The organism is Mesorhizobium sp. M0119, from assembly GCF_040322615.1.
In the GTDB taxonomy this organism is placed as follows: Bacteria; Pseudomonadota; Alphaproteobacteria; order Rhizobiales; family Rhizobiaceae; genus Mesorhizobium.
This window is the reverse complement of the sequence record NZ_JAMYTU010000002.1, coordinates 172,188-198,575: the sequence shown is the minus strand read 5'-3', so window position 1 is coordinate 198,575 and position 26,388 is coordinate 172,188. Positions and strand designations below refer to the sequence as shown.

Genomic DNA, 26,388 nt, shown 5'->3' with positions numbered 1-26,388 from the left:
CGCATTCCCCCGAAATTTTTGAAAGTGTTTTTGTCGCGCTCCGCTCGACCGGGACTTATGCATCGCCTTTAATTGGCGCACAATTCATGAATAGTGTTCGACCGTGCAAGGAATGGAGCAGCCAGTGGCGGAAACGTCGAAAGCCGAAGGCGGGCGCCTGACGACCCATGTCCTCGACACTGCGGCCGGCAAGCCGGCGGCCGGTCTGTCGATCGAGCTCTATCATCTTGACGGCCAGGCCCGGACGCATCTGAAGACGGTCGTCACCAATGATGACGGCCGCTGCGATGCTCCGCTGCTTGCCGGCGCGGAATTCCGTACCGGCGAATACGAGCTGATCTTTGCGGCCGGCGATTATCTGCGCCGGCAAGGGACAAAACTGCCGGAACCGGCCTTCCTCGACCATGTGCCGATCCGCTTCGGCATGGCCGAGCCGGTGCACTATCATGTGCCGCTGCTCCTGTCGCCTTTCGGCTATTCGACCTATCGGGGAAGCTGAGATGGCTGGGATCAAGACACGCAACGAAATCCGCTTCATCCTCAATGGCGAGGACGTCGCGCTCGACACGGTTGCACCCGACCAGACACTGCTCGATTGGCTGCGGCTCGACCGCTCGCTGCGCGGCACCAAGGAAGGTTGCGCCGAGGGCGACTGCGGCGCCTGCACGGTGCTGGTCGGCAGGCTCTCCGGTGGAACACTGGTCTATGAAAGCGTCAATGCCTGCATCCGCTTCCTTGGCTCGCAAGACGGCACGCATGTCGTGACCGTCGAGCATCTGCGCGGCGACGCAGGAAAACTGCACCCCGTGCAGCAGGCGATGGTGGATTTCCACGGCTCGCAATGCGGCTTCTGCACGCCGGGTTTCGTCATGTCGCTTTATGCTCTGTGGATGCGGTCGCCGGAGCCGTCGGACGCCGCCATCGAAAAGGCGCTGCAGGGCAATCTCTGCCGCTGCACCGGCTACGAGGCGATCATGCGCGCCGCACGTGCCATCTCCAGCTACGGCAAGGCGGCAAAGGATCCGCTGGCGGCGGAGCGCAAGGCAGTCACGGCCAAGCTCGAAGCGATGAAGGACGGTTCGCGCATCGAGATCGGCTCCGGCAACAAGCGGCTGATCGTGCCGGCCAATGCCGACGATCTGGCCAGCGTGCTGGTCAAGGAGCCGGGCGCCACTATCGTTGCGGGTTCGACCGATGTCGGCCTTTGGGTTACCAAGCACATGCGCGATATTGCGCCGGCGGTTTTCATCGGCAATCTCGATGGTCTGTGCGGGATGTCCGAGGACAAGGGCGTCATCTCGATCGGCGCCGGTGTCACCTATAGCGAAGCCTTCGCGACGCTGGCGAAGCGCATCCCGGCGCTAGGCCCGCTGTTCGACCGCATCGGCGGCGACCAGGTGCGCAACATGGGCACAATCGGCGGCAATATCGCCAACGGTTCGCCGATCGGCGACACGCCGCCGCCGCTGATCGCACTCGGTGCCCGCCTGACGCTGCGCCGCGGCGACAAGCGGCGGACGATCCCACTCGAGGATTTTTTCATCGCCTATGGCCGACAGGACCGGCAGCCCGGCGAATTCGTCGAGGCCGTGCATGTTCCGGTGCCGGGTAGAGAGACGAAATTTGCCGTCTACAAGATCACCAAGCGCCGCGACGAAGACATTACGGCAGCGCTAGGCGCGTTTTTCCTGAAGCTCGCCGAGCATGGCACGGTGGCGGATGTGCGCATCGCCTATGGCGGCATGGCGGCAACGCCGAAGCGAGCCTTTGGCGTCGAAAAGGCATTGCTTGGCAAGCCCTGGACGGAAGCGACGGTCGAGGCGGCGATGGCCGCGTACGCCGGCGATTTCACCCCGCTAACCGACATGCGGGCAAGCGCCGAATACCGGGCGCTGGCGGCGCGCAACCTGCTGCTGCGCTTCTTTGCCGAAACCACCGGCACCCGGGCGCCGATCCAGGTATCACGGCACGAGGCGGCATGATGAACAAGCACGCCACCCCAAACCTGAAGGCGCAAAAAATCGCCGGCGGCGTCGCCACCGACCAGCGCCATGATTCCGCGCACAAGCATGTCAGTGGCACGGCCGTCTATATCGACGACATGCCGGAACCGGCCGGCACGCTGCACGGCTGCCTTGGGCTTTCGACGGCGACGAGTGCCACCATCACCAGCATGGACCTTTCGGCGGTGCGCGCCGCACCCGGCGTCATCGATGTGCTGACGGCGAGCGACGTGCCAGGCGAGAACGACATTTCGCCGACCGGCCGTCACGACGAGCCGGTGCTGGCTGACGGCAAGGTGCAATTTTTCGGTCAGCCGATCTTCTGCGTCATCGCCGAAACCCGGGAGCAGGCGCGCCGTGCAACGAGGCTGGCCAAGGTCGAATACAAGGAATTGCCGTTCGTCGCCGATATCGGCGAGCTCGATCCCCGGAAAGACAAGCTGGTCACGCCGCCGCTGACGCTGAAGCGCGGTGATGCAGCGGCTGCGATCAACGCGGCGCCGCGCCGGCTGAAGGGAAAAATGCGCATCGGCGGCCAGGAGCATTTCTATCTCGAAGGCCATATCGCCTTGGCCATCCCTGGCGAGGACCACGACGTCACCATCTATTCCTCGACCCAGCACCCGAGCGAAATCCAGCACATGGTCAGCCATGCGCTAGGTGTTCCGAGCCACGCGGTGACGGTGGAAATCCGCCGGATGGGCGGCGCTTTCGGCGGTAAGGAAACGCAAGGCAATCAGTTTGCGGCATTGGCCGCTATCGCCGCGAAGAAACATCATCGGGCCGTGAAAATCCGGCCCGACCGCGACGACGACATGATCGCCACCGGCAAACGCCACGATTTCCTCGTCGACTACGAGGTCGGCTTCGACGACGAGGGCAATATTCTGGGCGTAGATTTCATGTTCGCGGCGCGCTGCGGCTTCTCGGCCGACCTCTCCGGCCCGGTCACTGACCGCGCGCTGTTCCATTGCGACAACACCTATTTCTGGCCGGCGGTGCACGCGCAATCGGCGCCACTCTACACCAACACGGTATCGAACACCGCCTTTCGCGGCTTCGGCGGCCCGCAAGGCATGGTCGGCGCCGAGCGCGTCATCGACGAAGTCGCGTTTGCCGTCGGCAAGGACCCGCTCGAAATCCGCAAGAAGAATTTCTACGGCACCAGCGACCGCAACATCACGCCCTACCACCAGACGGTCGAGGACAACATCATCCACCGCATCGTCGCCGAGCTGGAGGCGAGTTCCGACTATGCGAGGCGCCGCCGCACCATCGATGCTTTCAATGCCAACAGCCGCTTCATCAAGCTCGGACTGGCGCTGACGCCGGTCAAGTTCGGCATCTCGTTCACCGCCACCCATTACAACCAGGCCGGCGCGCTGGTGCATGTCTATACCGATGGTTCGGTTCATCTGAACCACGGCGGCACTGAGATGGGGCAGGGCCTCTACGTCAAGGTGGCGCAGGTTGTGGCGGAAGAGTTCCAGATCGACCTCGATCAGGTCAAGATCACCGCGACGACGACCGGCAAGGTGCCGAACACCTCGGCCACCGCCGCGTCTTCCGGCTCCGATCTCAACGGCATGGCGGCGCAGAACGCCGCCCGCCAGATCAAGGACCGGCTGACCAATTTCGCCGCCGAGAAATACCAGGTGCCGCGCGACCAGGTGCTGTTCTTGCCCAACCGCGTGCGCATCGGCAACCAGGAGATCGCCTTCGCGGATCTCGTCAGGCAGGCCTATATGGCGCGCATCCAGCTTTCGGCGGCGGGTTTCTACAAGACGCCGAAAATCCATTGGGACCGCGACAAGGGCGAGGGCCACCCCTTCTACTATTTCGCCTATGGCGCCGCGTGCTCGGAAGTCTCGGTCGATACGCTGACCGGCGAATATATCGTCGAGCGCACCGACATCCTGCACGAAACCGGCCGCTCGCTGAACCGCGCCATCGATCTCGGCCAGATCGAGGGCGGCTTCATCCAGGGCATGGGCTGGCTGACGACGGAGGAACTGTGGTGGGACGACAAGGGGCGGCTGCGCACCCATGCGCCATCGACCTACAAGATCCCGCTCGCGTCGGACCGGCCGAAGATTTTTAATGTGACTTTGGCCGACTGGGCGCAAGCAGGCGAGCCGACGGTGCACCGCTCCAAGGCGGTCGGCGAGCCGCCCTTTCCGCTCGCAATGTCGGTGCTGCATGCCCTATCGGACGCGGTGGCGAGCGTTGCCGGCCACAAGATCTGCCCGCGCCTCGACCCGCCGGCCACGCCGGAGCGTGTGCTGATGGCGATCGAACGGCTGAAGCGGGAAGCCAGGACCGGCACTTGAATCCCGGAAAACGTGCAATTCAGGCCGAAAAACTCTATATTTCCCAATAGGGAACGCGAATGATGAACGCGAAAGTGCAGAGCCTGAAAGCCTTTCTTGCCGGTGCCGGCCGGGTCGCCTTGGTTGAGGTGGCCGGGACAAAAGGTTCGACGCCGCGCGAAACGGGTGCCTTCATGCTCGTCTCAGGATCGGCCACTTTCGGCACGATCGGCGGCGGCCAGCTCGAATACATGGCGATCGACAAAGCGCGGCAGATGCTTGGTCGATCTGCCGCAGGCCCTGGCGAGGTTGGCGCCGCCCCTCATCCGCCTGCCGGCACCTTCTCCCCGTATAGTGACGGGGAGAAGGGGGCTGGCCGCAACGCTGTCGCCACGCTCGACATCGCGCTCGGGCCGGAGATCGGGCAGTGCTGCGGCGGCAGGGTCGAGCTGCTGATCCGGCTGGTCGACGCCGCGCTTGAGGCCAAGCTTGTTGCGGAGGCGGAGGCCGAGGAGGCGCAACTGCCGCATGGCTATATCTTCGGCGGCGGCCATGTCGGCCAGGCGCTGGCCTCCGCGGTGGCCTTGCTGCCGGTGCATGTCGTCGTTGTCGAGACGCGAGCCGAAGCGCTGGAAGGCATACCGGAAGCGGTAGAAACAAGCCTGACACCGATGCCTGAGGCGGTGGTTCGCAAGGCGCCGGCCGGCTCCGCCTTTGTCGTCCTGACCCATGACCACGCGCTGGATTTCCTGATCGTCGCCGAGGCGCTGAAACGCCGGGATGCCGCCTATGTCGGCATGATCGGTTCCAGAACCAAGAAGGCGACGTTCCGAAACTGGTTCCTGAAATCGGCGGACGGAAGCGAGGCGGAATTTGCCCGCCTCGTCTCGCCGATCGGCGGCGGTGCCGTCAAGGACAAGCGCCCGCAAGTGATCGCCGCACTCGCCGCAGCCGAAATCATGACGGCGTTGGCGGCCCACGCGATAACACCGGCAGCTCCGTCCAAAGCCCGTCGCGGCAAGGCGATGGCCGGCTGACGTTCCTTCTATTCCTTCTCCTGCGTGTGCGCCTCCAGGAACCACAGTAATTTGTCGAGCGAGCGCGAATAGGCGGTGAAGATGTCGGCGGTGTCGGCGTCGCCCGCACCTGCCGCCTCGTCGATCGCCGCGCGTGCCCGCTTGGCGGTTGCGGCATAGCGGTCGATCAGCGCCGCCAGGTGACCGGGTCTTGTGGATGTCGGTCGGATAGGCCTCCAGCATAGTCGCCTTCGAGACCTCCTGCGAGGTGCCGAGCGCCGTGCCGCCGAGCTGTACGGCGCGCTCGGCAATGGTGTCGACATGGCCGTCGATCTCCTCGCGGAACGTGTCGAGCATCTCGTGGATGGCGATGAATTGCGGTCCCTTGATGTTCCAGTGCGCCTGCTTGGTGATCAACGCCAGATCGATGGCGTCGGCGAGGCGGGCGTTGAGAAGATCGATACACTCTTTCTTGGCATTGGATTGCAGGTCGTTGCGGGTGGCGATGGCATCCATGATCGGCTCCTGTGGCGGTGCGTCCGCGTGGTTTGAAGAGGGCGAAGTTTGTGGAAGGTCAATCGAACATGCGCGCAGACGCCCTCATCGCCGCGCGGCACAGCATCCCAAAACGGCGATCTCCGACTTTCGTTCCGCTCGTCGTTTACGCCGGCGTTTTCAAGCCGAGATGGTCGCGCAGTGTGCTGCCTTCATAGTCCGTACGGAACAGCCCGCGCCGTTGCAGCTCCGGCACGACTAGTGTGGCAAAGGCATCGAGTTCGCCAGGAAAATAGGATGGCATGACGTTGAAACCGTCTGCGGCGCCGCCCTCGAAGCGTGCCTCGAGCTCGTCGGCGATCTGGGCCGGCGTTCCGACGACGCGCCAATGGCCGCGCGCGCCGGCGAAATGGCGGGCAAGCTGGCGAATGGACAGCTTGTCGCGGCGTGATTGCTCGATGACCAGCGCCTGCCGGCTCTGCATGCCTTCGCTGGCCGGCAGCTCCGGCAGCGGTCCGTCAATGGGATAGCGCGCGAGATCGGATATGCTGAGATAGCTGGAAAGCAGCGCGACACCGACGTCGTCCGGGATCAGTTCCTGCAATTCATCATGTTTTGCCCGCGCTTCCGCTTCGCTTGCCGCGACGACTGGCGCGACGCCGGGCATGATCTTGAGGTCGTCCGGCTTGCGCCCATAGGCAGCCAGCCGTCCCTTGAGGTCGTCGTAGAAGGCCTTCGCTTCCTCGAATGTCTGCGCCGCCGTAAAGACCACGTCGGCGGTCCGGGCGGCGAGGTCACGACCCTCGTCCGACGCTCCCGCTTGCACCATGACCGGTGCACCTTGTGGCGAGCGCGGCAGATCGAGCGGGTCACGCACCGAAAAACTTCTGCCTTCGTATCCACCCTGGCCTCGCCAAAGGCCGGCAACCACGGCAGCGAATTCGCGCGCCCGCCCGTAACGGTCCGCATGCGGGCGCAGACCGGTCGAGCCGAAATTGGCGGCCTCGATATGGCTGGCCGAGGTGACAAGGTTCCAGCCGGCACGCCCGCCGCTCAGATGATCGAGCGACAGGAAGGTCCGCGCCAGCCCGTAAGGCTCGTTGTAACTCGTCGATGCCGTGGAGACGAGGCCGACGCGCTCCGTCTGCACCGCGAGCGCCGCAAGCAGGCTGATCGGCTCGAAGCCGATCGAGCGCGACGTTTGGCTGGCGATGTTGACATTGGCCTCGCGCACGCCGGCGGCGTCCTCGCAGAAGATCATGTCGAACTTGGCCGCTTCCGCCGTCCGCGCCAGCTGGATGTAATGGTCGATGTCGATGCCGGCCGTGACATGCGCCTGCGGATGGCGCCAGGCGGCGATGTGGTGGCCTGTCGCCCACAGGAAGGCGCCGAGCTTCATCTGGCCTCGACCGGCGTTCATTGCCGATCCTCCCCTGCAAGCCCGAGATGGGCGCGCAGTGTCGCCGCGCTGTAGCCGGACTGGACAAGGCCGCGGCGGCGAAGCTCCGGCAGCACGAGATCGATGAAATCGTCGAGCGCCGATGTGAACGGCATGGCGATGTTGAAACCGTCGCAGGCTTTCGAGCGAAAGCACTCTTCGAGCCTGTCCGCAAACAGGTCCGGCGCGGCGATAATTTCGGCGCTGACGGTAACGTTCATCAGCACTTTCAACGCCTCCGGCCTGCGCCCGAAGGCAAGCGCACGGCGCTTCAGATCGCCAGCCTTCGCCGGCTCGATCGATGGCTCATCCAGCAGGACGACATCGGCGGTGCGTGCGGCGATATCCATGGCGGGCTCGGACAGGCCGGACATGACCAGCACCGGCGTGTCCTGCGGCGACCGCGCCACGTTGAGCGGCCCGCGCACGGAAAAATATTCACCCTTGTGGTCGAAAAGGTGCATCTTCTCGGGATCGAAGAAGCGCCCGCCAAACTTGTCGAACAGCAGCGCGTCTGCGTCCCAGCCTTTCCACAAGCCTTGCACGATGCCGATGAATTCCTCGGCGCGCAGGCGGAAATCGTCGCCGGAAAACCCTTCCGGTCGGCTGAAATTGGCCGCCTCGCGCGGGTCGGGCATCATGCTCGCGTTCCAACCGGCGCGGCCATGGCTGATAATATCGAGCGAGGCGAAACGGCGCGCGAGATTGTAGGGCTGGTGGGCGACCGTCGAGGCCGCGGCGACGAGGCCGATCCTGCTTGTCACCGTCGCCAGGGCCGCCACCAAGGTCGTTGCTTCGAAGCGCATTTGCCGGTTCAGCCCGCCTGCAACCGGCGCGGAATCGCCGAGCAACACCATGTCCAGACCGGCCGCTTCGGCTTCTTGCACGAACCGCGTCAGCAGACTGAAGTCCGGGCCGGCGTCGGGCGGATGGGAAGGGGCGGCTTCCGGAGACAGTGAAACGGCGAGACACATTGTGGCGCCGTTGGCCATCGCTTTTCCCTGTTGAGCGAGATTCCTTGGGAATTATCTCGTCGGCTGGACGGAAAGCAACCGGCCAGCGGGCGATCATTTGCCGGCCAGAATATCCCTGATCAGCCGCTGGCAGCGCTCGGCCATGAAATCGAGCAGCAGCCGCACCTTCGGATCCTGCAGCTTCTTGTGCGGGTAGACGGCGGCAAACTGCACCGGCGTCGGCGGCGTGTTGCTCAGGATCACCTTCAGCCGCTGGTCGCGGATAAACGGCTCGACCTCGAAGCGCGGCTTATTGATGATGCCGCGGCCGGACAGCGCCCAGCCGGTCAGCACGTCGCCATCATCGGTATCGTAGGGGCCGTGCACCTCGAACTTTTGCGGCCCATTCGGCGTCTGCAGCGTCCAGACATATTCGCGCGCGCCGGAATAGCGCAGCATCAGGCAATCGTGCTTCTTGCCGATCAACTCCTGCGGCTCGGTCGGCTCACCGCGCACGTCCAGATATTGCGGGGCCGCTACCAGCACGCGCTCGCATTCCATGATGCCGCGCATCCTGAGGCTGGAATCCTCGATGATGCCCAGCCGGAAGGCAACATCGATGCCTTCCTTCATGATATCGACATTGTGATCGGAAAGCCGGAGCCGCACCTCGATATCTGGATACCTGTCGTGGAAATCCGGGATGCCGGATGCCACCAGCCGCCGCCCGAGGCCGAGCGGCGCTGTCACCTTTATGGTGCCGCGCGGCTGGCCGGATAACGCGCTGACCGCCGCTTCCGCCTCGGTGACCGCCTCCAGCACCTGCTTGGCGCCGGAGTAGAACACCGTGCCGTGCTCGGTCGGCATCAATTGCCGCGTCGTACGGTTGAACAGCCTGACGCCCAGGTGCTTCTCGAGCTCCTTGATCCGGTTGGAAGCGACCGCCGGCGAAATGCGCATGTCGCGCCCAGCCGCCGACAAATTGCCGAGCTCGACGACGCGGACAAAAACGGCGATATTATCGAGATAGGCCATGCGGCTTTCGTCGCTCTCATGTGGCTGCGTATGATCAGCCTAGTATTTTCCAATTTTTTTTGAAAGTCATCGTGCGCCTCGGCCCTTTCCGTTTGCGCTCCAGTCCGTAAAGTCAGTGGATCGGCAGGGACGATTTTTCATGATGGATTTCGCGATATTCTGGGATTGGCTGAGTTTCGCCGTGCGCTGGCTGCACGTCGTTACCGGCATCGCCTGGATTGGATCGTCCTTTTATTTCGTCGCGCTCGACCTCGGCCTGCGCCAGCGTCCGGGCATGCCTGCCGGAGCCTTCGGCGAGGAATGGCAGGTGCATGGCGGCGGCTTCTACCATGTGCAGAAATATCTGGTGGCACCGACAGAGATGCCCGAGCACCTGACTTGGTTCAAATGGGAATCCTACGCCACCTGGCTGTCGGGCTTCGCCATGTTGTGCGTCGTCTACTATGCCGGGGCGGACCTGTTCCTGATCGATCCAAATGTGCTTGCGATGTCGGTGCCTACAGGCATCTTGCTGTCGCTGGCGACGATTGGCGTCGGCTGGGTGGTCTACGATCTCTTGTGCCGTTCGCCGCTCGGCAACAGCGACACTGGCCTTATGCTGGTGCTCTACGGCGTGCTGGTATTCATCGCCTGGGGACTGACCCACCTGTTCACCGGGCGCGCCGCCTTCCTGCATCTTGGCGCCATCACCGCGACGATCATGTCGGCCAACGTTTTCATGGTCATCATCCCCAACCAGAAGATCGTCGTCGCCGACCTGATCGCCGGCCGTAAGCCCGATCCGAAATACGGCAAGATCGCCAAGCAGCGCTCGCTGCACAACAATTACCTGACGCTGCCGGTTTTGTTCCTGATGCTGTCGAACCATTATCCGCTGGCGTTCGGGACAGAGTTCAACTGGGTCATCGCCTCGCTGGTGTTTATTATCGGCGTGCTGATCCGGCACTATTTCAACACCAGGCATGCGCGCAAAGGCAATCCGACCTGGACCTGGCTGGCGGCCGCCATCCTGTTCGTCGTCATCATATGGCTGTCGACGGCACCGAAGCTGCTGACCGGCGAGGCGAAGGCGTCGTCGGCGGCCCAGGTCTATGTCGCCTCGGCGCACTTTCCTGCGGTGCGTGATACGGTGCTTGGCCGCTGTTCGATGTGCCACGCGGCGGAGCCGTCCTACGAGGGCATTTACCACGCGCCGAAGGGCGTGATGCTCGATACCGATGCCGGCATCGCCGAGCACGCCGGCGAGATCTACCTGCAGGCCGGACGCAGCCACGCTATGCCGCCCGCCAACGTCACCCAGATCACCGATAAGGAACGGGCGCTGTTGGTGGCATGGTTCGAAGGCGCAAGGAAATGACCAGCACGCTGCTGCGCGGCCGCACGCTGTCGTTCTTGCGCTGGCCCGAAACTGTCGACGACCATTCCGCCTGGCGTTACGAGCAAGATGGCGGCTTGCTGCTCCGCGACGGCAGGATCGTTGCCGCGGGCGCCTATGCCGAGGTCGAGAAAAAGGCGGGCGAGGGAACAAAAAAGATCGACCACAGGCCGCATCTGCTGCTGCCCGGGTTCATCGATGCGCACGCGCATTTTCCGCAGATGCAGGTCATCGCTTCCTTCGGCGCCGAGCTGCTCGACTGGCTGAACACCTACACTTTTCCGGAAGAGACCAAATTCCAGAACGCTCAGCATGGCCGCCGTATCGCCAGGCTGTTCCTGGACGAAGTGTTGCGCCACGGCACGACGACGGTCGCGGCCTATTGCTCGGTGCACAAGGAATCGGCCGAAGCGTTCTTTGCCGAGTCGCACGACCGCAACATGCTCAACATCGCCGGCAAGGTGATGATGGACCGCAACGCCCCGGAAGGCGTGCTCGACACGCCGCAATCGGGTTATGACGACAGCAAGGCGTTGATCGAGGAGTGGCACGGCAGGGGGCGCCAGCACTATGCCGTCACCCCGCGCTTCGCCATCACCTCGTCGCCCGAGCAATTGGAGATGGCGGGCGCGCTCTGCCGCGAATATCCTGATCTGCATATGCAGACGCATCTGTCGGAAAACCATGCCGAGATCGCCTTCACGCAGCAGCTTCATCCGCAGGCGCGCGACTATACCGATGTCTATGAGCATTACGGGCTGCTCGGGCGCAGAAGCCTGTTCGGCCATTGCATCCATCTCTCGGAACGCGAGGCGGATGCGCTTTCCGATAGCGGCTCGGTGGCGGTGTTCTGCCCGACCTCCAACCTGTTTCTCGGCTCGGGCCTCTTCGATTATCAGCGCTATCGCCGCCGCGAGAAGCCGCTTCGCATCGCCGCCGCCACCGATGTCGGCGGTGGCACCAACTATTCGATGCTGCGCACCATGGACGAGGGCTACAAGGTGGTGGCGCTGAATGGCGAGAAGCTCAATCCGTTCCAGTCCTTCTGGCAACTGACCCGCGGCAATGCCGAGGCGCTGTCGCTTGCGGAAAAGATCGGCACCCTGGAGGAAGGTAGCGACGCCGATATCGTCGTGCTCGACGCCCGCGCCACGCCGGCGATGCGGCTGCGGGTAGAGACGGCGGACACGCTCGCCGAGGAATTGTTTCTGCTGCAGACGCTCGGCGACGACCGCGCCGTGCGCGAGGTCTATGTCGCCGGCCGGGCCGCCAAGGCGGATATAGCGGTTTAGCCGTCGTATGCGGCCGGCTTGACCGGGCGGCAGCCATCCGGCAAAGCGTGCGGCGAAGTTGACAGGGGAACGACATGGCCGTTGCGGACGACATCGCTCTGATCGAGAAACAGGAAGCCACGCTTGTCTTTTCGGCCTTCGATGAAGCCGTCGCTTTCGAGATCGGCTCGGCGATCCGAGATCGGGCTCTCAAGGAAAACCTGCCGATCATCGTCGATATCAGAACCTTCGACCGGCCGCTGTTCTATGCGGCAATGCCCGGCTCGAACGCTTCCAATCCGGACTGGGCGCGGCGCAAGATCAACGTCGTGCGACGGTTCCTGAAAAGCACCTACCGCATGGTGCTGGAGCAGCAGCGGCCGGACCGCAGCTTCAAGCCTGGCGAGGGGCTGGACGTTGCCGACTACGTGCTGGCCGGTGGCGGCTTTCCCATCACTGTCAAGGGCGCCGGCGTCATCGGCGTGATCGCCGTCTCCGGTCTACCGGAGCGTGAGGACCATGGCGTGGTCGTCGATACGCTGTGTGAGCATCTCCGCATCGACGCGCGCGAGCTGGCATTGCCGGCGGAAGCAAAATGACAGAGGTAGACCCCAAGCCCTTTCTCATCTCGATCTTCAACGCCGCCGTTGCCGCCGCCGATCCCCAGAGGACGCTCAAGGATCATTTGCCCGCAAGGCCGAAGGGACGCACCATCGTCATCGGTGCGGGAAAAGGCTCGGCGCAGATGGCGGCGGCTTTCGAGAAAGTGTGGGACGGGCCGATCGAGGGGCTGGTCGTCACCCGCTACGGCTATGGCGCGGCCTGCCGGCGCATCGAAATCATCGAGGCGGCGCATCCGGTGCCGGATGCCGCGGGGCTCGAGGCCTCGCGACGGCTGCTCGAAAAAGTCCAGGGACTGACTGCGGACGACCTCGTCGTGGCGCTCATTTCGGGCGGCGGCTCGGCGCTGCTGCCGTCACCTGCCGAAGGTCTGACGCTGGCCGATGAGATCGCCGTCAACGAGGCGCTGCTCGCCTCGGGCGCGCCGATCGCCGCGATGAACACCATCCGCAAACACCTTTCCACGATCAAGGGCGGCAGGCTGGCGGCCGCCGCATATCCTGCCAAGGTGGTCTCGCTGGTTGTCTCCGACATTCCGGGCGACGATCCGGCTCTGGTCGCTTCTGGTCCGACCGTTCCCGATTCCGGCAGCCGTCAGGACGCATTGGCATCGATTGCTGCCTATGGCATGAACCTGCCGGTTTCGGTCATGGCGCATATCAATTCGCCGGCGGCCGATGCGCCACGTCCGGACGACCCGCGTTTTATCCGCAACGAGGTGCATCTGATCGCTTCCGCCGGCGTCTCGCTGGAAGCCGCAGCGGCCGAAGCGAAGCGCCAAGGCATTCAGGCGGTCATTCTCTCCGATTCCATCGAGGGCGAGGCGCGTGAGGTCGGCGGCGTCCACGCCGCGATCGCGCGCGAAGTGGCGACGCGCAACCGGCCGTTTGCAAAGCCGGTGCTGATCCTGTCGGGCGGCGAGACGACGGTGACCTTGCGCGCGAAAGGCAAGGGCGGCCGCAACTCGGAATTCCTGCTCGCCTTCGCCATTGGGATCAGCGGCATGGCCGGCGTCCACGCACTGGCCGCCGACACCGACGGCATAGACGGTTCGGAAGACAATGCGGGCGCCTTCGCCGACGGCTCGACGGTGTCGCGGATGCGCGAGGCGGGCGTCGATGCCAAGGCCATGCTTGCCGGCAACAATGCATGGACCGCGTTTAACGCCGTCGGCGATCTTTTCGTACCCGGTCCGACCGGCACAAACGTCAACGATCTCCGGGCGATATTGATCAAATAGCTCAGGCGGCCATCAGCCTTTTCACCGTTCTCATATCCTGCAGGAACCGGTCGCGTTCGGCCTGTTTGTCCGCCGGCTCGCGAATGCGCAGGATGAAGGACGGGTGGATGGTGACGAAGACACGCAAGCCATCGTCGCGCTCCACGACCGCCCCGCGCATCTTCATGATCGGCACCACCTTGCCGAGCAGCGCCTGCGCCGCCGTTGCGCCGAGCGCTACCGCCAGATTGGGCTTGATCAGATCGATCTCCTTGTCGAGCCACCAGCGGCAAGCCTGCACCTCGCCGGCGTTCGGCTTGGAGTGGATGCGCCGCTTGCCGCGCGGCTCGAACTTGAAATGCTTGACCGCGTTGGTGACGTAGACTTTCAGCCGGTCGACGCCGGCATCGTCCAGGATCGCGTCGAACACCTTGCCGGCCGGACCGACGAAAGGTTTGCCCGCCAGGTCCTCCTGGTCGCCCGGCTGTTCGCCGACGAAGATCACCTTGGCTTTGTCAGGGCCCTCACCGAACACGGTCTGCGTGGCGTCGTGCCATAGCGGACAGCGGCGGCAGATCTTGGCCGTTTCGCGCAGTTCGGGAATCGTCCTGGCGTCGATTTCTGTCGTTTCCGGGGATTTGCCGGTCGGCAAGCCTCTCGACTGCACCTTGGCATGGTGCGACGTGGGGGTCGTCTGCATCCTGGCGATCATGGCTAAGGCGGCCTTGTCCGCTTCTGTGATCAGAACCGGAATGAGCGAAGCCGCCGGAAGGTTCCTTCAAAACTGGTCCGGTCGGAACTTCGCCGGGCGAAGACTCTGCCGAACAGGGCCCTACACCTCGTGCAGATAGAGGTGATAATCCAGTTCGCTGACCGTGCGCGCCACGCGCAGATATTCCGACTGCTTGATCGCCACGAACGTCCGGTGCAGGTCTTCGCCCAATGCACCCTTGAGGAAACTCGACGCCCTTGCCGCCTCGATCGCGGCACGCCAGTCGACCGGCATCGTCGTGCGTGTGACGGCCGATTCGTAGCCATTGCCGGTGGTTTCGGGACCGGGATCGAGGCCTTCGTCAAGGCCTTTGACGATGCCGGCCAGCACCGTTGCTGCCACCAGGTAAGGATTCGCGTCGACGCCCGATGGCCGGTGCTCGATGCGGCGGTTCTTGGCATCGCCGGCCGGCACACGCAGTGCCACCGAACGGTTGTTGACGCCCCAGGTCGGCGCCACTGGCGCATAGGATTGCGAGACGAAGCGCCGCCATGAGTTGGCGTGCGGCGCGAAGACCAGCATCGATTCCGCCATCGTCTGGATCAGTCCGCCGAGGCCGCGCAGCAGCGGCAGCGACCAGCTTTCGCCGCCGGTTTCGGCAAAGACGTTCTTGCCGGCATCGTCCAGCAGCGAGACATGAAAATGCATGCCCGAGCCGGCATATTTCTCGATCGGCTTGGCCATGAAGCAAGCGGTGACACCATGACGGCGCGCCTGCGCCCGCACCAGCCGCTTGAGCATCACGAGATCGTCGGCCGCCCGCATCACGTCCTTGCGGTAGTTGAGCGTCAGCTCGTACTGGCCGGGCGCATATTCCGAGATGACCGTCTCGGCCGGGATGCCTTGCACCTTGGCTGCAGCATAGATGTCGGAAAACAGCGGCTCCATGCCGTGCAGATGGTCGACGGAATAGACTTCGGTCTTGGCCGAGCGGCGTCCGTCGAGCACCGCATGCGCCGGCTGCACCTTGCCTTCGGCATCGCGCTCGTTGGCGAGCAGGAAGAATTCGAGTTCGAAGGCGCCGGCCGGATGCAGGCCCTTGGCCGCGAGGATGTCTACCTGGCGGGCGAGTGCCAGCCGCGGGTCGGACGACATCGGCTGGCCATCGAGATGGTACATCGCCATCAGCACCTGGCCGCGCGGCGGCTGTGTGCCGAACAGCGGCACCAGTGTGCCGGGGATCGGCCACGCCCGCAGGTCGCCGTCGCCCGTCGTCCAGATCAGCCCGGTCTCGTGAACATCCTCGCCGGTGATGTCGAGGCCGAGGATCGAGATCGGCATGTGCCGGCCACCCTCGAAGATGCTCATCAACTCGTGCCGGCGCACGATCTTGCCGCGCCCGACGCCATTGGCGTCGGTCAGCACGATGTCGAACGCTTCGATCTCGGGATGAGCGTCGAGAAAGGCCTGCGCCTCGGCGGGCGTCGAGCCCGAAGGGGATGCCGTGACCAGGTTCAAACTTTGCTTGGGCGCTTGTTTCATGCCGCAAGCTTGTCTCACGCCGTAAGCTTTGCCGCAACCGCGCCGAAAGCGGTGATCAGCCGGTTCACCTGGGCAACGCTGGTTGCCGGCGAGATCAGCATCATGTTGTGGAAGGGTGCGATCAGCACGCCGCGATTGACCAGCGCAACGTGGACCGCCGCCTCGAGCTCCGGTGCATGCGCAGCTTCCGCCTCGCCGCCATTCCTCAACGGGCCCGGCGCGCAGATGAACTCGACGCGGGCGCCGACGCGAGCAACATGCCAGGGCAGACGGTAGCGATCGATGACGGCAGTCAGCCCGGCGTCGAGCCGCCGCGCCAGATGGTCCATATGGCTGTAGTTCTCGTCGGTCATGACGTATTCCAACGTGGCGCGCATCGCTGCGAATTGCAGTGGATTGGCCGACAGCGTTGTCCCCATGCCGGAATAGCCGGGCTCCTTCCGGCTGATGTAAGCGGCATAGCGCGCTGCAACGTCTTCGCTCATGCCCCAGACGCTCGCCGGTACGCCGCCGGCAATCGGCTTGCCGAGCACGAACAGGTCCGGCTCCAGCCCGTATTTGCTTGTATAGCCGCCGGGACCGGTCGAGATCGTGTGCGTCTCGTCGATTAGAAGCAGCGTGCCGGTCGCACGGGTGAGACGCCGCAAGCCATCATGAAAGCCGGCTTCGGGCAGCACCATGCAGGAATTGGTCAGCACTGGCTCGGCGATGACGCAGGCGACATCGTTGCCCCGGAGTGCCGCGTCGAGCGCCGGCAGATCGTTGAACTCGACGACATCAGTCGCGCGCGTCAGGTCGCGGAACTCGCCGGCCAGTCCCGGTCGATTCATCGCTTTCCCGGCGACCAGCCGCACCATCGTCTCGTCGACCGAGCCATGATAGCAGCCGTTGAAGACCAGTATCTTCTCCCGGCCGGTAACGGCGCGGGCAACCCGCAGCGCGAAGCGGTTGGCATCGGTCGCCGTCGTCGCGATCTGCCACAATGGCAAATCGAAACGCTGCTGCAGCAGCGGCCCGATGGCGAGCGCGTCCGCGGCAGGCAGCATGTAGGTCAGGCCGCGTCCGGCCTGCCGGCGGATGGCGTGGGCAACCGGCGGCGGCGAATGACCGAACATCGAACCGGTGTCGCCAAGGCAGAAATCGTCGAGCCGGTTGCCGTCGATATCTCTGATGATGGCGCCCCTGGCACTATCGACGAGGATCGGGAACGGCGTCGGCCAGTCGTTCATCCAATGCATCGGCACGCCGCCGAAGAAGCCGGGCAGGCCATGGCCGATTTTCGCCATCGATTTCGGCCGCGCCCGGCGGAAGACTTCTGCCTCGGTCGCGCGCAACTCGGCGATCCGGGCCGGGCCGATGCCGCCGATGGAAGTCTTTGAATGGTTGATGACGTTCATGGCGGCCCTCTCAGTCGCACTTTAGACAATCGGCATCCGCCACCGCAATTGGCCGGGCGGCTGCCCTGTGTTGGGTCAGCGGTCATTTGAATGAAAACAGGCGCTTGACCGCGAGCCGCCTTCGGGCGCCAATGGCACTTCGGCTGGAGGGGACAAGATGGTGCGGGCGATCGTCTGCGCAGCAACGCTGCTGTCGTCGGTTGGTGCGGCTCTGGCGTCCGGCGGCATCTGGTGTTCCGCCGAGGATGCAGCCGTCAAATTTCAGGTCGGTGCCGGGGTCACCAGAGGCATGGGCGGGCCGACCTTCAATTTTAGCGGCGAGCTCGAAATTCTGGGCAGGCCGGCTGGCGACAGTCTGCGCAAGACGGTATTCGGGGATCAGAACCTCACGCAATATTGGCTCGACAACAAGGAATTGCGGCTGCTCGTCTACCATGAACGGCAGGTCGAAAACGCCTACGGCTATGTCGAACTGGCGATCCTGACCAAGGCCAGCGATGAAGGCGTCTATGACGGCCGCTATTTGCTCTCGATCTATGATGTCACGGCCGATGCCGAAAAGGACGGCAAACCGGCTGAATTGACCGGCAAAGTATCTTGCGGAGCCGAGTAAGTAACAGGCTACGCCGAAATATCGATGACGCCGCAGTCGCCCGCGGCGCTGCCAAAGGCGACGCGGCGCTCTTCCTTGTCCCACATCATCGAGGTGACGGCGCCCTTGCCCGGCCGGCGCAACAGCACTTCCCTGGCGTCCGCGAAGCGCACCGCCATCACCATGCCGTCATCATAGCCGATAGCAACAACATCCTGGCTCGGGTGACAGGCGACGGAGGTGACCATCGCATTGCCGCGCGTGCCGAGTTCCAGCGGCGCCTTGCCCATCGGCCCGTCCTTGCCGGAAAACGGCCAGACGATCGCTGCCGGCGCGCCGGAACTCGCCAGCCATTTGCCCTTGGCGCTCCACGACAGGCTTTTGACCTTGCCGGGGTAGCCGGACATCCGCATGTGCTTGCCGTCGGCGAGCTTCCAGCCATGCAGCGCGTTTTCCTGCATGGTGGTGACGACGAAGCCGCCGTCCGGCGAGAAGGTGATGCCGGTGTGGGCGCCGGCCCATTCGAGCTCGACCGGCTTGCTGTCGGCAGCCGGGAAATGCAGCGTCGCGCCATTGTAGCGGGCAACGCCGAAGCGTATGCCCTTGGGCGAGAAGGCCAGCCCCTCGACCGAGCGCGGATGCGAGAATTCCCTGGTTTTGCCGTCGGCAAAGCGCACATGGGCAATCTTGCCCGAAGCATAGGCAACAGCGCCTTGCGGCCCGGCGGCGACGCTGGTTATCCATTTTTTGCCTGCGGTCGCCAATTCCGCTGTATTGCCGCCTGCTGTCACGGCAAAGATCCTGCCGTCCTCACCACCGGTGACCAGCCGGTCGTTTGCCGCATCATGGAAGGCGGCGAGCATTCCGTCATTGGCCTGCACCGTCTTGTGGCCGTGGTCGAGCCGATGGATTGTGCCGTCAGCCAGCGCAAAATGCGGCACGTCGCCGAGGAATACGGCGGCGAGGCAGTGGCCTTCGAGATCGAGCGGGGCGACTGTCGGCATGAGAGATCATTCCGTTTGAGATTTCTGCTGCCTCACCCTTAAGGGGTTGAGCTGCGGGTCTCAACCCGTGCTTCGGATCGTCGGGAGGAGAGACCGCCAGCGTTGCGGGCTACCCCTTCTCCCCCAAGGGCAGAAGGAAGAAAGGGTAGCTAAATCAAGCGGCCTGGCAGGCCTCGAAGCTTGTCTTCAGCCGCTCGGCGTCGAGTTCGCGACCGATGAACACCAGCCGGCTCTCGTGCTTCTCGCCGTCCTTCCAGGCGCGCTGGTGGTCGCCTTCGATGATCATGTGCACGCCCTGGATGACATAGCGCTCGTCATCGCCTTTCAGCGCAATGATCCCTTTCAGCCGCAGGATGTTGGGGCCTTCCATCTGGGTGACCTTCTCGATCCACGGGAAGAACTTTTTCGGGTCCATCTCGCCGCCGCGCAGCGACACCGACTGCACGGTCACGTCATGGATGTCGGAAGGGTGCGCATGATGATGCCCGTCATGATCGTGGCCGTCGTGATCATGGTGATGGTGGTCATGATCATGATGGTCATGATCGTCATGCGCCTCGAGGAAGTGCGGATCATTCTCCAGCGCCCGGGACAGGTCGAACGCACCGCGATCGAGCACCTCGGACAGCGCCACGCCGGCGCGTGTGGTGCGATGGATGCGTGCCGCCGGGTTGATGGCGCGGATCGTCGCCTCCACTTTGCTCAGCTCTTCGGGGGTGACCAGGTCGGTCTTGTTGAGCACGACGACATCGGCAAAGGCGATCTGGTCCTCGGCCTCGCGGGAATCCTTGAGGCGCAGCGGCAGGTGCTTGGCGTCGACCAGTGCCACCACCGCATCGAGCCTGGTCTTGGAACGCACGTCGTCGTCCATGAAGAAGGTTTGTGCTACCGGCACGGGATCGGCGAGGCCGGTGGTCTCGACGACGATGGCGTCGAAGCGGCCGGGCCTGCGCATCAGGCCTTCGACGACGCGGATCAGGTCGCCGCGCACGGTGCAGCAGACGCAGCCATTGTTCATCTCGTAGATTTCCTCGTCGGATTCCACGATCAGCTCGTTGTCGATGCCGATCTCGCCGAATTCATTGACGATGACCGCGTAGCGCTTGCCGTGGTTTTCCGAAAGGATGCGGTTGAGCAGTGTCGTCTTGCCGGCGCCGAGATAGCCGGTGAGGACGGTTACGGGGATCTGCGTCTGTGCGTCGCTCATATTGTGCCTCGAATAGGGATTGTCGGCTCCATATAGGACGTGTGCTCGGCTTTTGCACGAGGCAAACCGGTGGGCCAAAGAGAGGCCGGTATTGCCGAACTTTCCTCACATTGCCGAACTTTCATTGGCGCGGGCTGGCGGTGGGCCTAGATAGGCCGAGGATCATTTACGGGGGCTGTTCGCACTGAAGAGGCGCCAGATGTCCGACAAGTCCTTGCCACTAAGCCGTCGGCAGGCGCTCGGTCTCGTTGCGGTCACCGCCGGCGGCATATTCCTGCCCGCCGGCGCAAGGGCCGGGCAGGTTTCGCCCTATGCCGGGCTTGCCTTGTTCGAAGCCGGTGCCGGCGTCTGCGCCATCACGCCCGAGGTCACCGAAGGGCCGTTCTATTTCGACCCGAAGCTCGAACGCGCCAATATCACCGAGGGCAAGAAGGGCATCGCCCTCAATGTGCGGCTGCAAATCGTCGACGCCGCCTGCCGGCCGCTTCCCGGCGCTCGCGTCGATATTTGGCATTGCGACGCCCAGGGCGCCTATTCCGGCTATCCCGGACAGGGCGACGGTCAGGATGTCGACACGTCCGGCCAGAGCTTTCTCCGGGGCTGGCAGGGAACCGATGGAAGCGGCATTGCTTCTTTCGCCACCATCTATCCCGGCTGGTATCGCGGCCGCACCACTCACATCCATTTCAAGATCTTCCCCGACGACCGCTCGGTGATGACCGGCCAGATGTTTTTCCCCGACAGCCTCAGCGAGCAGATATTCGCCACCGTCGCGCCCTATAACGACCGTCCCGGCAAACGCGACACATCGAACGCGCGGGATGGCATTGCGCGGCAGGCCGGGCCGCTGTCGCAGGCAGCGCTGCGAGAAACGGCGGACGCCTATCAGGCCTTGATGGTGGTCGCGGTGAAGGCCGGTTGAGAACGCCTCGCCACGTGCCATCCAGCCATCACGGAAAGTCGTTTGTCATCTAACTGAAATAAACATCTGGCATTAGCCACGGCGAACATCGCGATGCTTGCCGGCAAAGCTATTTTCCGAGCCGGAATGTTTTCGATCGTCATTGCCAATCGGCGGCCTGCTTCTATGCTGCCCGCACCGGTTCGGCCGAGGAGGGATGAGCATGGCCAAGGCGGACAAGACTGCAACAATGAGCCGGCTGCATTCGGCGGCGCGGCTGGCGCGCACGGCGCTCGCCGCCCGGCTTCTGGCGCATGGTTTCTATGCCGGCCAGGACCAGATCATGCTGGCGCTCGACCGCGACGACGGGCAGACGCCCGGCAACCTTGCCGGCCGCCTCGGCGTGCGTCCGCCGACCATCACCAAGACCATCAACCGGCTGCAGGCGCAGGGTTTTCTGGAGAAGCGGGCCTCGTCCGCCGATGCCCGCCAGGCGCATATTTTCCTCACCGACACCGGCCGCGAAATCATCCACGCCATCGAGAAATCGGTGAAGAAGACCGAAAAGCAGGCATTGAAGGGTCTCGACAAGAAGGATCAGAAAGCGCTGTTCAAGCTGCTTGCCCGTGTCGAGGCGAACCTGTCGAACGGCGAAATGGTGCTCCCCGATGACGAACTGGATATCGAAGACAAGATGCTTGAATAGCTCACGCGTTCGCCGCTGACGGCCGTCGCGTCAGGGCCGACCAGCGTCCCGGCGTGACGCCGAACGCCTTCTTGAAATGCCGATTGAAATGGCTTTGGTCGCTGAAGCCGGCCGCGATGGCGATCTCTGCCAGCGGTTCGTTGGCTTCGATCATACGGCGGGCTCGCTGAAGCCGGCGCATCAACAAGAACCGGTGCGGGCTGGTGGAGAAGGTGGCGCGGAAATGCCGCGACAGGGCATAACGGTCCAATCCGGTTATCGCCTCCAATTCATCCGAACGTACAATCCGCGCGACATTTTCCTCCAGATAGTCGCGCGCCAGGCTGGCGGCGCGCCACGCAGTTTTCGCTACCGGTTTCGCCGGCTGACCGGCGTGCCGGGCCAGGCTTTGCATGAGCTGCGTCATGAAATCGACGACAAACAGCTCGTCCAGTTCCTGATTCAGCGGCCCGAGCGCCGAAAGCAGCGTCGCGCGGAGATCGCGGTCTGTCACTACGGCATTCCTGACGAATGGCAGTGATCCGCCGCCGAGACAATCGAGCATCAGGGACGGCTCCAAATAGAGCATTCTGTATCGCAAGCCATCTTCGGTGCCGGCACCGCCATCGTGCAGTTCGTCGGGATGAAGGATAATGATCTGGCCAGCCAAGCTCTGATGCGTTTGGCCGCGATAGTGGAAGCGCTGCACGCCATAAAGCGTCACCCCAATCGCATAGGTGTCGTGGCGATGGAGATCGAAGGCATTGCCGTGGAACCGGGCCTCGATGCGTTCCATGCCGGCAGCACGGGGTGCCGGTACGATGCAGTTCTCGGCTGCATCCACGCACAAACGTCCAAGACCCTGAAAGGCTTCCCCGTCTAGACCGTGCGGCATCGCTTCACTCGCAGCCTCGGATTGGCCCTCTTTTGGATTGGAAACTGTCGCATGTTCGATACGAAATTTGCAATCGTGCTCAAGGATGATCTTCCCGTCTGGCAAAAGCTCAACGTCACCGCCTTTCTGACCAGCGGCATCGTCGCGCAGTTTCCAGACATTATCGGCGACCCCTACCGTGATCGCGCCGGCAATATCTACAACCCGCTGTCGATCCAGCCAGTCATCGTGCTTTCGGCGGACGGCCAGACGCTCGGCGCGATCCACCGGCGGGCGCTGGAGCGTGGTGTGACGGTCTCGCTCTATGTCGAGGAAATGTTTTCGACTGGGTATGATCTGGCCAACCGTGCCGTCTTTGCCGAATTTGCGCCGGAGGATGCCAAGGTGGTCGGCATCGCGCTTCGCGCCGAAAAGAAGCTCGTCGACAAGATCACCAAGGGTGCCCGCATGCACACCTGACTCTTCGGCCACCAGGGACAAACACTGAGCCTGGTCGGCGGCTGTCGTTGTACCAGCCTGTTTTGGCTTGCCGGCAGGCGACAATTGCCGCATTGGTGAAGGACTGCCTTGCTTCCCGTCCGGCCTGAAATTGAATACTCCCCCAAGACATGACGAAAGCGCGACGTCGCCGGCGGCGATCCTGTGCATGCTTTCCGTCTACGTGTTTTTCACCTTTCTCGACACCAGCAGCAAATACCTTGTCCTGGCCGGCGTCTCGGCGCTGATCGTCGCCTGGACCCGCTTCGCGGTCCATGTCCTGATCGTCGGCGTCTTTCTGCGCGGATGGCGTGAGCCGTTGCGCTTTCGTCCCGCCAACCTGCCGGCGCATCTCACGCGCGGTCTCCTCCTGTTCGGATCGACGATATGCAACATTCTGGCGCTGCGGACGCTGCAGCTGGCGGAAACCACCTCGATCTACTTCTTCGGCCCGATGGTGATCACCGCGCTTGCCGGTCCGTTGCTAGGGGAATGGGCCGGCTGGCGGCGTTGGCTGGCGATCATGAGCGGCTTTGTCGGCGTCCTCATCATTACCCGGCCGGGCATCGGGGTTTTTGGCGTCGGCCATCTCTTTGCGCTCGGCTCGATGCTATCGAACAGTTTTTACGTCATCATGACGCGCCGCATGTCCGCGACGGAAACCTCGGAAAGCCTGATCCTGTTTTCGGCGTTGGCGCCGGCCGTGCTGCTGCTGCCGACACTGCCGTTTTCGCTTTCGCTGCCGCAGGATGGCTGGCACTGGTTCATATTGCTGATGCTTGGCGTTTTCGGCGCCATCGGCCATTGGCTTCTTGTGCAGGCCTATCGCCTTGCCAGCACCACGGCCCTGGCCCCCTATCCATATTCGCAGATGATCTGGATGATCGTCTCCGGCTTGATCGTCTTCAACCAGTTTCCCGATCGCTGGACGCTGGCCGGTGCCACAGTCATCGTCGCCAGCGGCCTCTACATCGTCCACCGCGAGCACCGGCTTCGCTTGCGCAACCGCGCGACGCTGGACGCGGAGGCGGAAGCGCTGGCAAAAAAACTTTGATTTGCTCGGGATCGATGGCATAAGAGCCGGCCTTTAAACAGTTTAAATTGCTTCAGGAGCGCAGGGCGCTGGCACAGAAGATCAAGCTTTCGACCATCGCGGATGCGCTCGGCGTGTCCACGGCCACGGTCTCGCTGGCCTTGCGCGACAGCCCGCTGGTCGCCGGCGGCACCCGCGACCGCATCAAGGAACATGCCCGCGCCATCGGCTATATCTACAACCGCCGCGCCGCCAGCCTGCGCACCTCGCGCTCGGGCATAGTCGGCGTCGTCGTCCACGACATCATGAACCCGTTCTTTGCCGAAATATTGCGTTCGATCGAGAGCGAGCTCGACCGCAGCCGGCAAACGTTCATCCTGTCGAACCACTACGACCAACTCGAGAAACAACGTACCTTCATCGACACGCTTCTGCAGCTGGGCGCTGACGGCGTCATCATGTCGCCGGCCATCGGCACGCCGCCCGAAGACATAATCGTGGCCGAGGAGAACGGTCTCCCGGCAGTGCTGATTGCACGCACCGTCGAAGGTGCCGACGTGCCGGTGTTTCGCGGCGACGACGCCTATGGCACCGGGCTTGCCACCAATCATCTGATCTCGCTTGGCCACAAGCGCATCGCCATGATCGGCGGTACCGACCAGACCTCGACCGGCCGCGACCGCTATCAGGGATATGTCAACGCCATGGAGGCGGCAGGGCTTGAGGTCAGGCCGTCCTGGCGCATCGCCGGCCCGCGCACCAAGCAGGCCGGGTTCGAGGCTGCCGGGCAGTTCCTGGCGCTGAAGGACAGGCCGACCGCGGCCTGCTGCTGGAACGACCTCGTCGCCATCGGCCTGATGAACGGCATTGCGCGCGCCGGGCTGGTGCCGGGCATCGACATCTCTGTTACCGGCTATGACGACCTCGAGGAGGCGGCGATCGCGACGCCGGCGCTGACCACCGTCTGGAACGGCCAGCGCGAGGTTGGCCGCCGCGCCGCCAGCGCGCTGCTCGACAAACTCAACGGACAGACGGTGCGGCCGTCGCAGGAACTGATCAAGCCGGAACTGCATGTGCGCCAGTCGACCGGCAAACCGGTGGAACGTGCATGACAAAAACCGAACAGCAAGCTGTCGCCATTCTGGTGCCGGGCCAGTTCAACGACCATGCGGTCGGTCGCATCGACGGGGCGTTCAGCCGGGTCCGGATCGAACGCGCCGATCCGTCGCTGGTCACCGACGAGATGCGCCTTACGGTGCGAGGCATAGCCGCCTTTGGCGGCATAAGCGCCGCGTTGATGGATGCGCTGCCAAAGCTCGAGATCATCGCCAATTTCGGTGTCGGCTATGATTCGGTCGATGTCCGCCACGCCGCACAGCGCGGCATCATGGTCACCAACACACCGGATGTGCTGACCGAAGAGGTCGCCGATACGGCGCTCGGCCTGTTGATCAATACCGTCCGCGATCTGCCGCGCGCCGAGGCTTGGCTGCGCGACGGAAGTTGGCTGCGCAAAGGCAACTATCCGCTGAGCCGGCTGACCTTGCGCGGGCGCCATGTCGGTATCTTCGGCATGGGCCGCATCGGCCTCGCCATTGCCCGCCGGCTCGACGCTTTCGGGCTGCCCATCGCCTACCACAACCGGCGCCGCGTCCAAGGCCTGTCCTATGATTATCACCCGACGCTGAAAGGTCTCGCCGAGGCGGTCGACACGCTGATTTCGGTGGCGCCTGGCGGGGCCTCGACGGAAAAGGCCGTCAATGCCGAAATCCTCTCGGCTCTTGGGCCGAACGGCGTCTTCGTCAATATCGGCCGGGGCAGCACGGTCGACGAACCAGCCCTTGCCGCCGCACTTGCCAGCGGCAGCATCGCCGCTGCCGGGCTAGACGTCTTTGCCGACGAGCCGAATGTGCCACCGGCGTTGCTTGCCGCGCCCAACACCTCGCTTTTGCCACATGTCGGCTCGGCCTCGCAGCACACCCGCCGCGCCATGGCGGACCTGTGCGTCGAAAATCTGGTCTCGTGGTTTTCGCAGCGCAAGGCGCTGACGCCGGTGCCGGAGACGGCAAATGTCAAGGCAAGGCCGTAAGCGGGCTGCCATATCTATTAACTTCAGCTTAACCCTTCGGAATCATTCTGGTCCCTTCCTAGTGTCTGTCCGCCTGACAGCACATGACAGCAAGATGAAGCGCGCCTCCTGATCTCTTC

General features: G+C 63.6%; 24 protein-coding genes and 1 pseudogene. 15 read left to right on the top strand and 10 right to left on the bottom strand.

Annotated elements, in window-relative coordinates:
- Nucleotides 1-124 precede the first annotated feature (124 nt).
- The 4 genes from uraH to xdhC all read left to right on the top strand — a co-directional run bounded on the left by uraH (nt 125) and on the right by xdhC (nt 5,349).
- Nucleotides 125-499: a hydroxyisourate hydrolase gene (uraH, locus tag NKJ40_RS02795; protein WP_292656185.1), complete on the top strand. Its 375-nt coding sequence runs from the start codon at nt 125-127 to the stop codon at nt 497-499.
- 1 nt (nt 500) lies between these two features.
- Nucleotides 501-1,982, top strand: a complete 1,482-nt coding sequence (gene xdhA, locus NKJ40_RS02790) for a xanthine dehydrogenase small subunit (RefSeq protein ID WP_352464541.1) — start codon at nt 501-503, stop codon at nt 1,980-1,982.
- The gene (gene xdhB, locus NKJ40_RS02785) at nt 1,982-4,333 is read left to right on the top strand and encodes a xanthine dehydrogenase molybdopterin binding subunit (protein WP_352464782.1); all 2,352 of its coding nucleotides are present in this window, start codon (nt 1,982-1,984) and stop codon (nt 4,331-4,333) included. The genes xdhA and xdhB overlap by 1 nt, the downstream gene beginning before the upstream one ends.
- Before the next feature lie 62 nt (nt 4,334-4,395).
- A complete protein-coding gene (gene xdhC / locus NKJ40_RS02780) occupies nt 4,396-5,349 on the top strand; it encodes a xanthine dehydrogenase accessory protein XdhC (RefSeq protein WP_352464781.1) in 954 nt (317 codons plus the stop codon).
- Nucleotides 5,350-5,357: 8 nt separating this feature from the next.
- Here the strand turns inward: xdhC and dps are convergent.
- From dps to NKJ40_RS02760, 4 genes and pseudogenes are all read right to left on the bottom strand, one after another.
- Nucleotides 5,358-5,844, bottom strand: a pseudogene (gene dps, locus NKJ40_RS02775) (DNA starvation/stationary phase protection protein Dps).
- Nucleotides 5,845-5,989: 145 nt separating this feature from the next.
- Entirely contained in the window at nt 5,990-7,243 is a 1,254-nt protein-coding gene (locus tag NKJ40_RS02770) for an LLM class flavin-dependent oxidoreductase (protein WP_352464539.1), read from the bottom strand.
- Nucleotides 7,240-8,253 carry an LLM class flavin-dependent oxidoreductase gene (locus NKJ40_RS02765; protein ID WP_352464536.1) on the bottom strand — a complete coding sequence of 338 codons (1,014 nt, stop codon included), beginning with the start codon at nt 8,251-8,253 and terminating at the stop codon, nt 7,240-7,242. Before NKJ40_RS02765 ends, NKJ40_RS02770 begins: the two co-directional genes overlap by 4 nt.
- 75 nt (nt 8,254-8,328) lie before the next feature.
- On the bottom strand, nt 8,329-9,249 hold the full coding sequence (locus NKJ40_RS02760; RefSeq protein ID WP_352464534.1) for a LysR family transcriptional regulator: 921 nt from the start codon (nt 9,247-9,249) through the stop codon (nt 8,329-8,331).
- A 139-nt stretch (nt 9,250-9,388) separates the two neighbouring features.
- Between NKJ40_RS02760 and NKJ40_RS02755 the strand changes: the two genes are divergently transcribed.
- The 4 genes from NKJ40_RS02755 (at nt 9,389) to NKJ40_RS02740 (ending at nt 13,756) form a co-directional block, all read left to right on the top strand.
- A complete protein-coding gene (locus tag NKJ40_RS02755) occupies nt 9,389-10,606 on the top strand; it encodes a urate hydroxylase PuuD (protein WP_352464532.1) in 1,218 nt (405 codons plus the stop codon).
- A complete protein-coding gene (guaD, locus tag NKJ40_RS02750; protein ID WP_352464530.1) occupies nt 10,603-11,916 on the top strand; it encodes a guanine deaminase in 1,314 nt (437 codons plus the stop codon). The genes NKJ40_RS02755 and guaD overlap by 4 nt, the downstream gene beginning before the upstream one ends.
- A gap of 74 nt (nt 11,917-11,990) precedes the next feature.
- On the top strand, nt 11,991-12,494 hold the full coding sequence (locus tag NKJ40_RS02745; protein WP_352464528.1) for a heme-degrading domain-containing protein: 504 nt from the start codon (nt 11,991-11,993) through the stop codon (nt 12,492-12,494).
- A complete protein-coding gene (locus tag NKJ40_RS02740; protein WP_352464526.1) occupies nt 12,491-13,756 on the top strand; it encodes a glycerate kinase type-2 family protein in 1,266 nt (421 codons plus the stop codon). The genes NKJ40_RS02745 and NKJ40_RS02740 overlap by 4 nt, the downstream gene beginning before the upstream one ends.
- Before the next feature lies 1 nt (nt 13,757).
- Here NKJ40_RS02740 and NKJ40_RS02735 read toward each other — a convergent pair whose 3' ends face one another.
- The 3 genes from NKJ40_RS02735 to NKJ40_RS02725 form a co-directional block, all read right to left on the bottom strand.
- A complete protein-coding gene (locus NKJ40_RS02735; protein ID WP_352464780.1) occupies nt 13,758-14,480 on the bottom strand; it encodes a UdgX family uracil-DNA binding protein in 723 nt (240 codons plus the stop codon).
- An 87-nt stretch (nt 14,481-14,567) separates the two neighbouring features.
- On the bottom strand, nt 14,568-15,989 hold the full coding sequence (locus tag NKJ40_RS02730; protein WP_352464524.1) for a glutamine synthetase family protein: 1,422 nt from the start codon (nt 15,987-15,989) through the stop codon (nt 14,568-14,570).
- Between the two features lie 14 nt (nt 15,990-16,003).
- A complete protein-coding gene (locus NKJ40_RS02725; protein ID WP_352464522.1) occupies nt 16,004-17,386 on the bottom strand; it encodes an aspartate aminotransferase family protein in 1,383 nt (460 codons plus the stop codon).
- A gap of 157 nt (nt 17,387-17,543) precedes the next feature.
- On the opposite strand from NKJ40_RS02725, the gene NKJ40_RS02720 reads away from it, so the two are divergent.
- Nucleotides 17,544-17,999 (top strand): hypothetical protein, encoded by a 456-nt coding sequence (locus tag NKJ40_RS02720; RefSeq protein WP_352464520.1) that lies wholly within the window; start codon nt 17,544-17,546, stop codon nt 17,997-17,999.
- Between the two features lie 8 nt (nt 18,000-18,007).
- Here NKJ40_RS02720 and NKJ40_RS02715 read toward each other — a convergent pair whose 3' ends face one another.
- On the bottom strand, nt 18,008-18,982 hold the full coding sequence (locus NKJ40_RS02715; RefSeq protein WP_352464518.1) for a WD40 repeat domain-containing protein: 975 nt from the start codon (nt 18,980-18,982) through the stop codon (nt 18,008-18,010).
- A 154-nt stretch (nt 18,983-19,136) separates the two neighbouring features.
- Nucleotides 19,137-20,189: a CobW family GTP-binding protein gene (locus NKJ40_RS02710; RefSeq protein WP_352464516.1), complete on the bottom strand. Its 1,053-nt coding sequence runs from the start codon at nt 20,187-20,189 to the stop codon at nt 19,137-19,139.
- Between the two features lie 199 nt (nt 20,190-20,388).
- Here NKJ40_RS02710 and NKJ40_RS02705 point away from each other — a divergent pair, with 199 nt between their 5' ends.
- The gene (locus NKJ40_RS02705; protein WP_352464514.1) at nt 20,389-21,111 is read left to right on the top strand and encodes an intradiol ring-cleavage dioxygenase; all 723 of its coding nucleotides are present in this window, start codon (nt 20,389-20,391) and stop codon (nt 21,109-21,111) included.
- A gap of 202 nt (nt 21,112-21,313) precedes the next feature.
- Nucleotides 21,314-21,796: a MarR family winged helix-turn-helix transcriptional regulator gene (locus tag NKJ40_RS02700; RefSeq protein ID WP_352464512.1), complete on the top strand. Its 483-nt coding sequence runs from the start codon at nt 21,314-21,316 to the stop codon at nt 21,794-21,796.
- Nucleotide 21,797: 1 nt separating this feature from the next.
- On the opposite strand, the gene NKJ40_RS02695 is transcribed toward NKJ40_RS02700, so the two are convergent.
- Complete coding sequence (locus tag NKJ40_RS02695) at nt 21,798-22,670, bottom strand: AraC family transcriptional regulator (RefSeq protein WP_352464510.1); 873 nt, start codon at nt 22,668-22,670, stop codon at nt 21,798-21,800.
- 51 nt (nt 22,671-22,721) lie between these two features.
- Here NKJ40_RS02695 and NKJ40_RS02690 point away from each other — a divergent pair, with 51 nt between their 5' ends.
- From NKJ40_RS02690 to NKJ40_RS02675, 4 genes are all read left to right on the top strand, one after another.
- Nucleotides 22,722-23,129, top strand: a complete 408-nt coding sequence (locus NKJ40_RS02690) for a DUF2000 family protein (protein ID WP_352464508.1) — start codon at nt 22,722-22,724, stop codon at nt 23,127-23,129.
- Between the two features lie 187 nt (nt 23,130-23,316).
- Entirely contained in the window at nt 23,317-24,201 is an 885-nt protein-coding gene (locus NKJ40_RS02685) for a DMT family transporter (RefSeq protein ID WP_352464506.1), read from the top strand.
- Nucleotides 24,202-24,269: 68 nt separating this feature from the next.
- Nucleotides 24,270-25,292, top strand: coding sequence for a LacI family DNA-binding transcriptional regulator (locus tag NKJ40_RS02680; RefSeq protein WP_352464779.1), 1,023 nt, complete (start codon nt 24,270-24,272; stop codon nt 25,290-25,292).
- Nucleotides 25,289-26,269, top strand: a complete 981-nt coding sequence (locus NKJ40_RS02675; protein WP_352464504.1) for a 2-hydroxyacid dehydrogenase — start codon at nt 25,289-25,291, stop codon at nt 26,267-26,269. The genes NKJ40_RS02680 and NKJ40_RS02675 overlap by 4 nt, the downstream gene beginning before the upstream one ends.
- Nucleotides 26,270-26,388 lie beyond the last annotated feature (119 nt).

What these genes read in the sequence shown, in the direction of transcription:
- xdhA (WP_352464541.1), top strand. Translation starts at nt 501, where the DNA reads ATGGCTGGGATCAAGACACGCAACGAAATCCGCTTCATCCTCAATGGC.
- xdhB (WP_352464782.1), top strand. Translation starts at nt 1,982, where the DNA reads ATGAACAAGCACGCCACCCCAAACCTGAAGGCGCAAAAAATCGCCGGC.
- xdhC (WP_352464781.1), top strand. Translation starts at nt 4,396, where the DNA reads ATGAACGCGAAAGTGCAGAGCCTGAAAGCCTTTCTTGCCGGTGCCGGC.
- NKJ40_RS02770 (WP_352464539.1), bottom strand. Translation starts at nt 7,243, where the DNA reads ATGAACGCCGGTCGAGGCCAGATGAAGCTCGGCGCCTTCCTGTGGGCG.
- NKJ40_RS02765 (WP_352464536.1), bottom strand. Translation starts at nt 8,253, where the DNA reads ATGGCCAACGGCGCCACAATGTGTCTCGCCGTTTCACTGTCTCCGGAA.
- NKJ40_RS02760 (WP_352464534.1), bottom strand. Translation starts at nt 9,249, where the DNA reads ATGGCCTATCTCGATAATATCGCCGTTTTTGTCCGCGTCGTCGAGCTC.
- NKJ40_RS02755 (WP_352464532.1), top strand. Translation starts at nt 9,389, where the DNA reads ATGATGGATTTCGCGATATTCTGGGATTGGCTGAGTTTCGCCGTGCGC.
- guaD (WP_352464530.1), top strand. Translation starts at nt 10,603, where the DNA reads ATGACCAGCACGCTGCTGCGCGGCCGCACGCTGTCGTTCTTGCGCTGG.
- NKJ40_RS02745 (WP_352464528.1), top strand. Translation starts at nt 11,991, where the DNA reads ATGGCCGTTGCGGACGACATCGCTCTGATCGAGAAACAGGAAGCCACG.
- NKJ40_RS02740 (WP_352464526.1), top strand. Translation starts at nt 12,491, where the DNA reads ATGACAGAGGTAGACCCCAAGCCCTTTCTCATCTCGATCTTCAACGCC.
- NKJ40_RS02730 (WP_352464524.1), bottom strand. Translation starts at nt 15,989, where the DNA reads ATGAAACAAGCGCCCAAGCAAAGTTTGAACCTGGTCACGGCATCCCCT.
- NKJ40_RS02725 (WP_352464522.1), bottom strand. Translation starts at nt 17,386, where the DNA reads ATGAACGTCATCAACCATTCAAAGACTTCCATCGGCGGCATCGGCCCG.
- NKJ40_RS02720 (WP_352464520.1), top strand. Translation starts at nt 17,544, where the DNA reads ATGGTGCGGGCGATCGTCTGCGCAGCAACGCTGCTGTCGTCGGTTGGT.
- NKJ40_RS02715 (WP_352464518.1), bottom strand. Translation starts at nt 18,982, where the DNA reads ATGCCGACAGTCGCCCCGCTCGATCTCGAAGGCCACTGCCTCGCCGCC.
- NKJ40_RS02710 (WP_352464516.1), bottom strand. Translation starts at nt 20,189, where the DNA reads ATGAGCGACGCACAGACGCAGATCCCCGTAACCGTCCTCACCGGCTAT.
- NKJ40_RS02705 (WP_352464514.1), top strand. Translation starts at nt 20,389, where the DNA reads ATGTCCGACAAGTCCTTGCCACTAAGCCGTCGGCAGGCGCTCGGTCTC.
- NKJ40_RS02700 (WP_352464512.1), top strand. Translation starts at nt 21,314, where the DNA reads ATGGCCAAGGCGGACAAGACTGCAACAATGAGCCGGCTGCATTCGGCG.
- NKJ40_RS02695 (WP_352464510.1), bottom strand. Translation starts at nt 22,670, where the DNA reads ATGCCGCACGGTCTAGACGGGGAAGCCTTTCAGGGTCTTGGACGTTTG.
- NKJ40_RS02690 (WP_352464508.1), top strand. Translation starts at nt 22,722, where the DNA reads ATGTTCGATACGAAATTTGCAATCGTGCTCAAGGATGATCTTCCCGTC.
- NKJ40_RS02685 (WP_352464506.1), top strand. Translation starts at nt 23,317, where the DNA reads ATGCTTTCCGTCTACGTGTTTTTCACCTTTCTCGACACCAGCAGCAAA.
- NKJ40_RS02675 (WP_352464504.1), top strand. Translation starts at nt 25,289, where the DNA reads ATGACAAAAACCGAACAGCAAGCTGTCGCCATTCTGGTGCCGGGCCAG.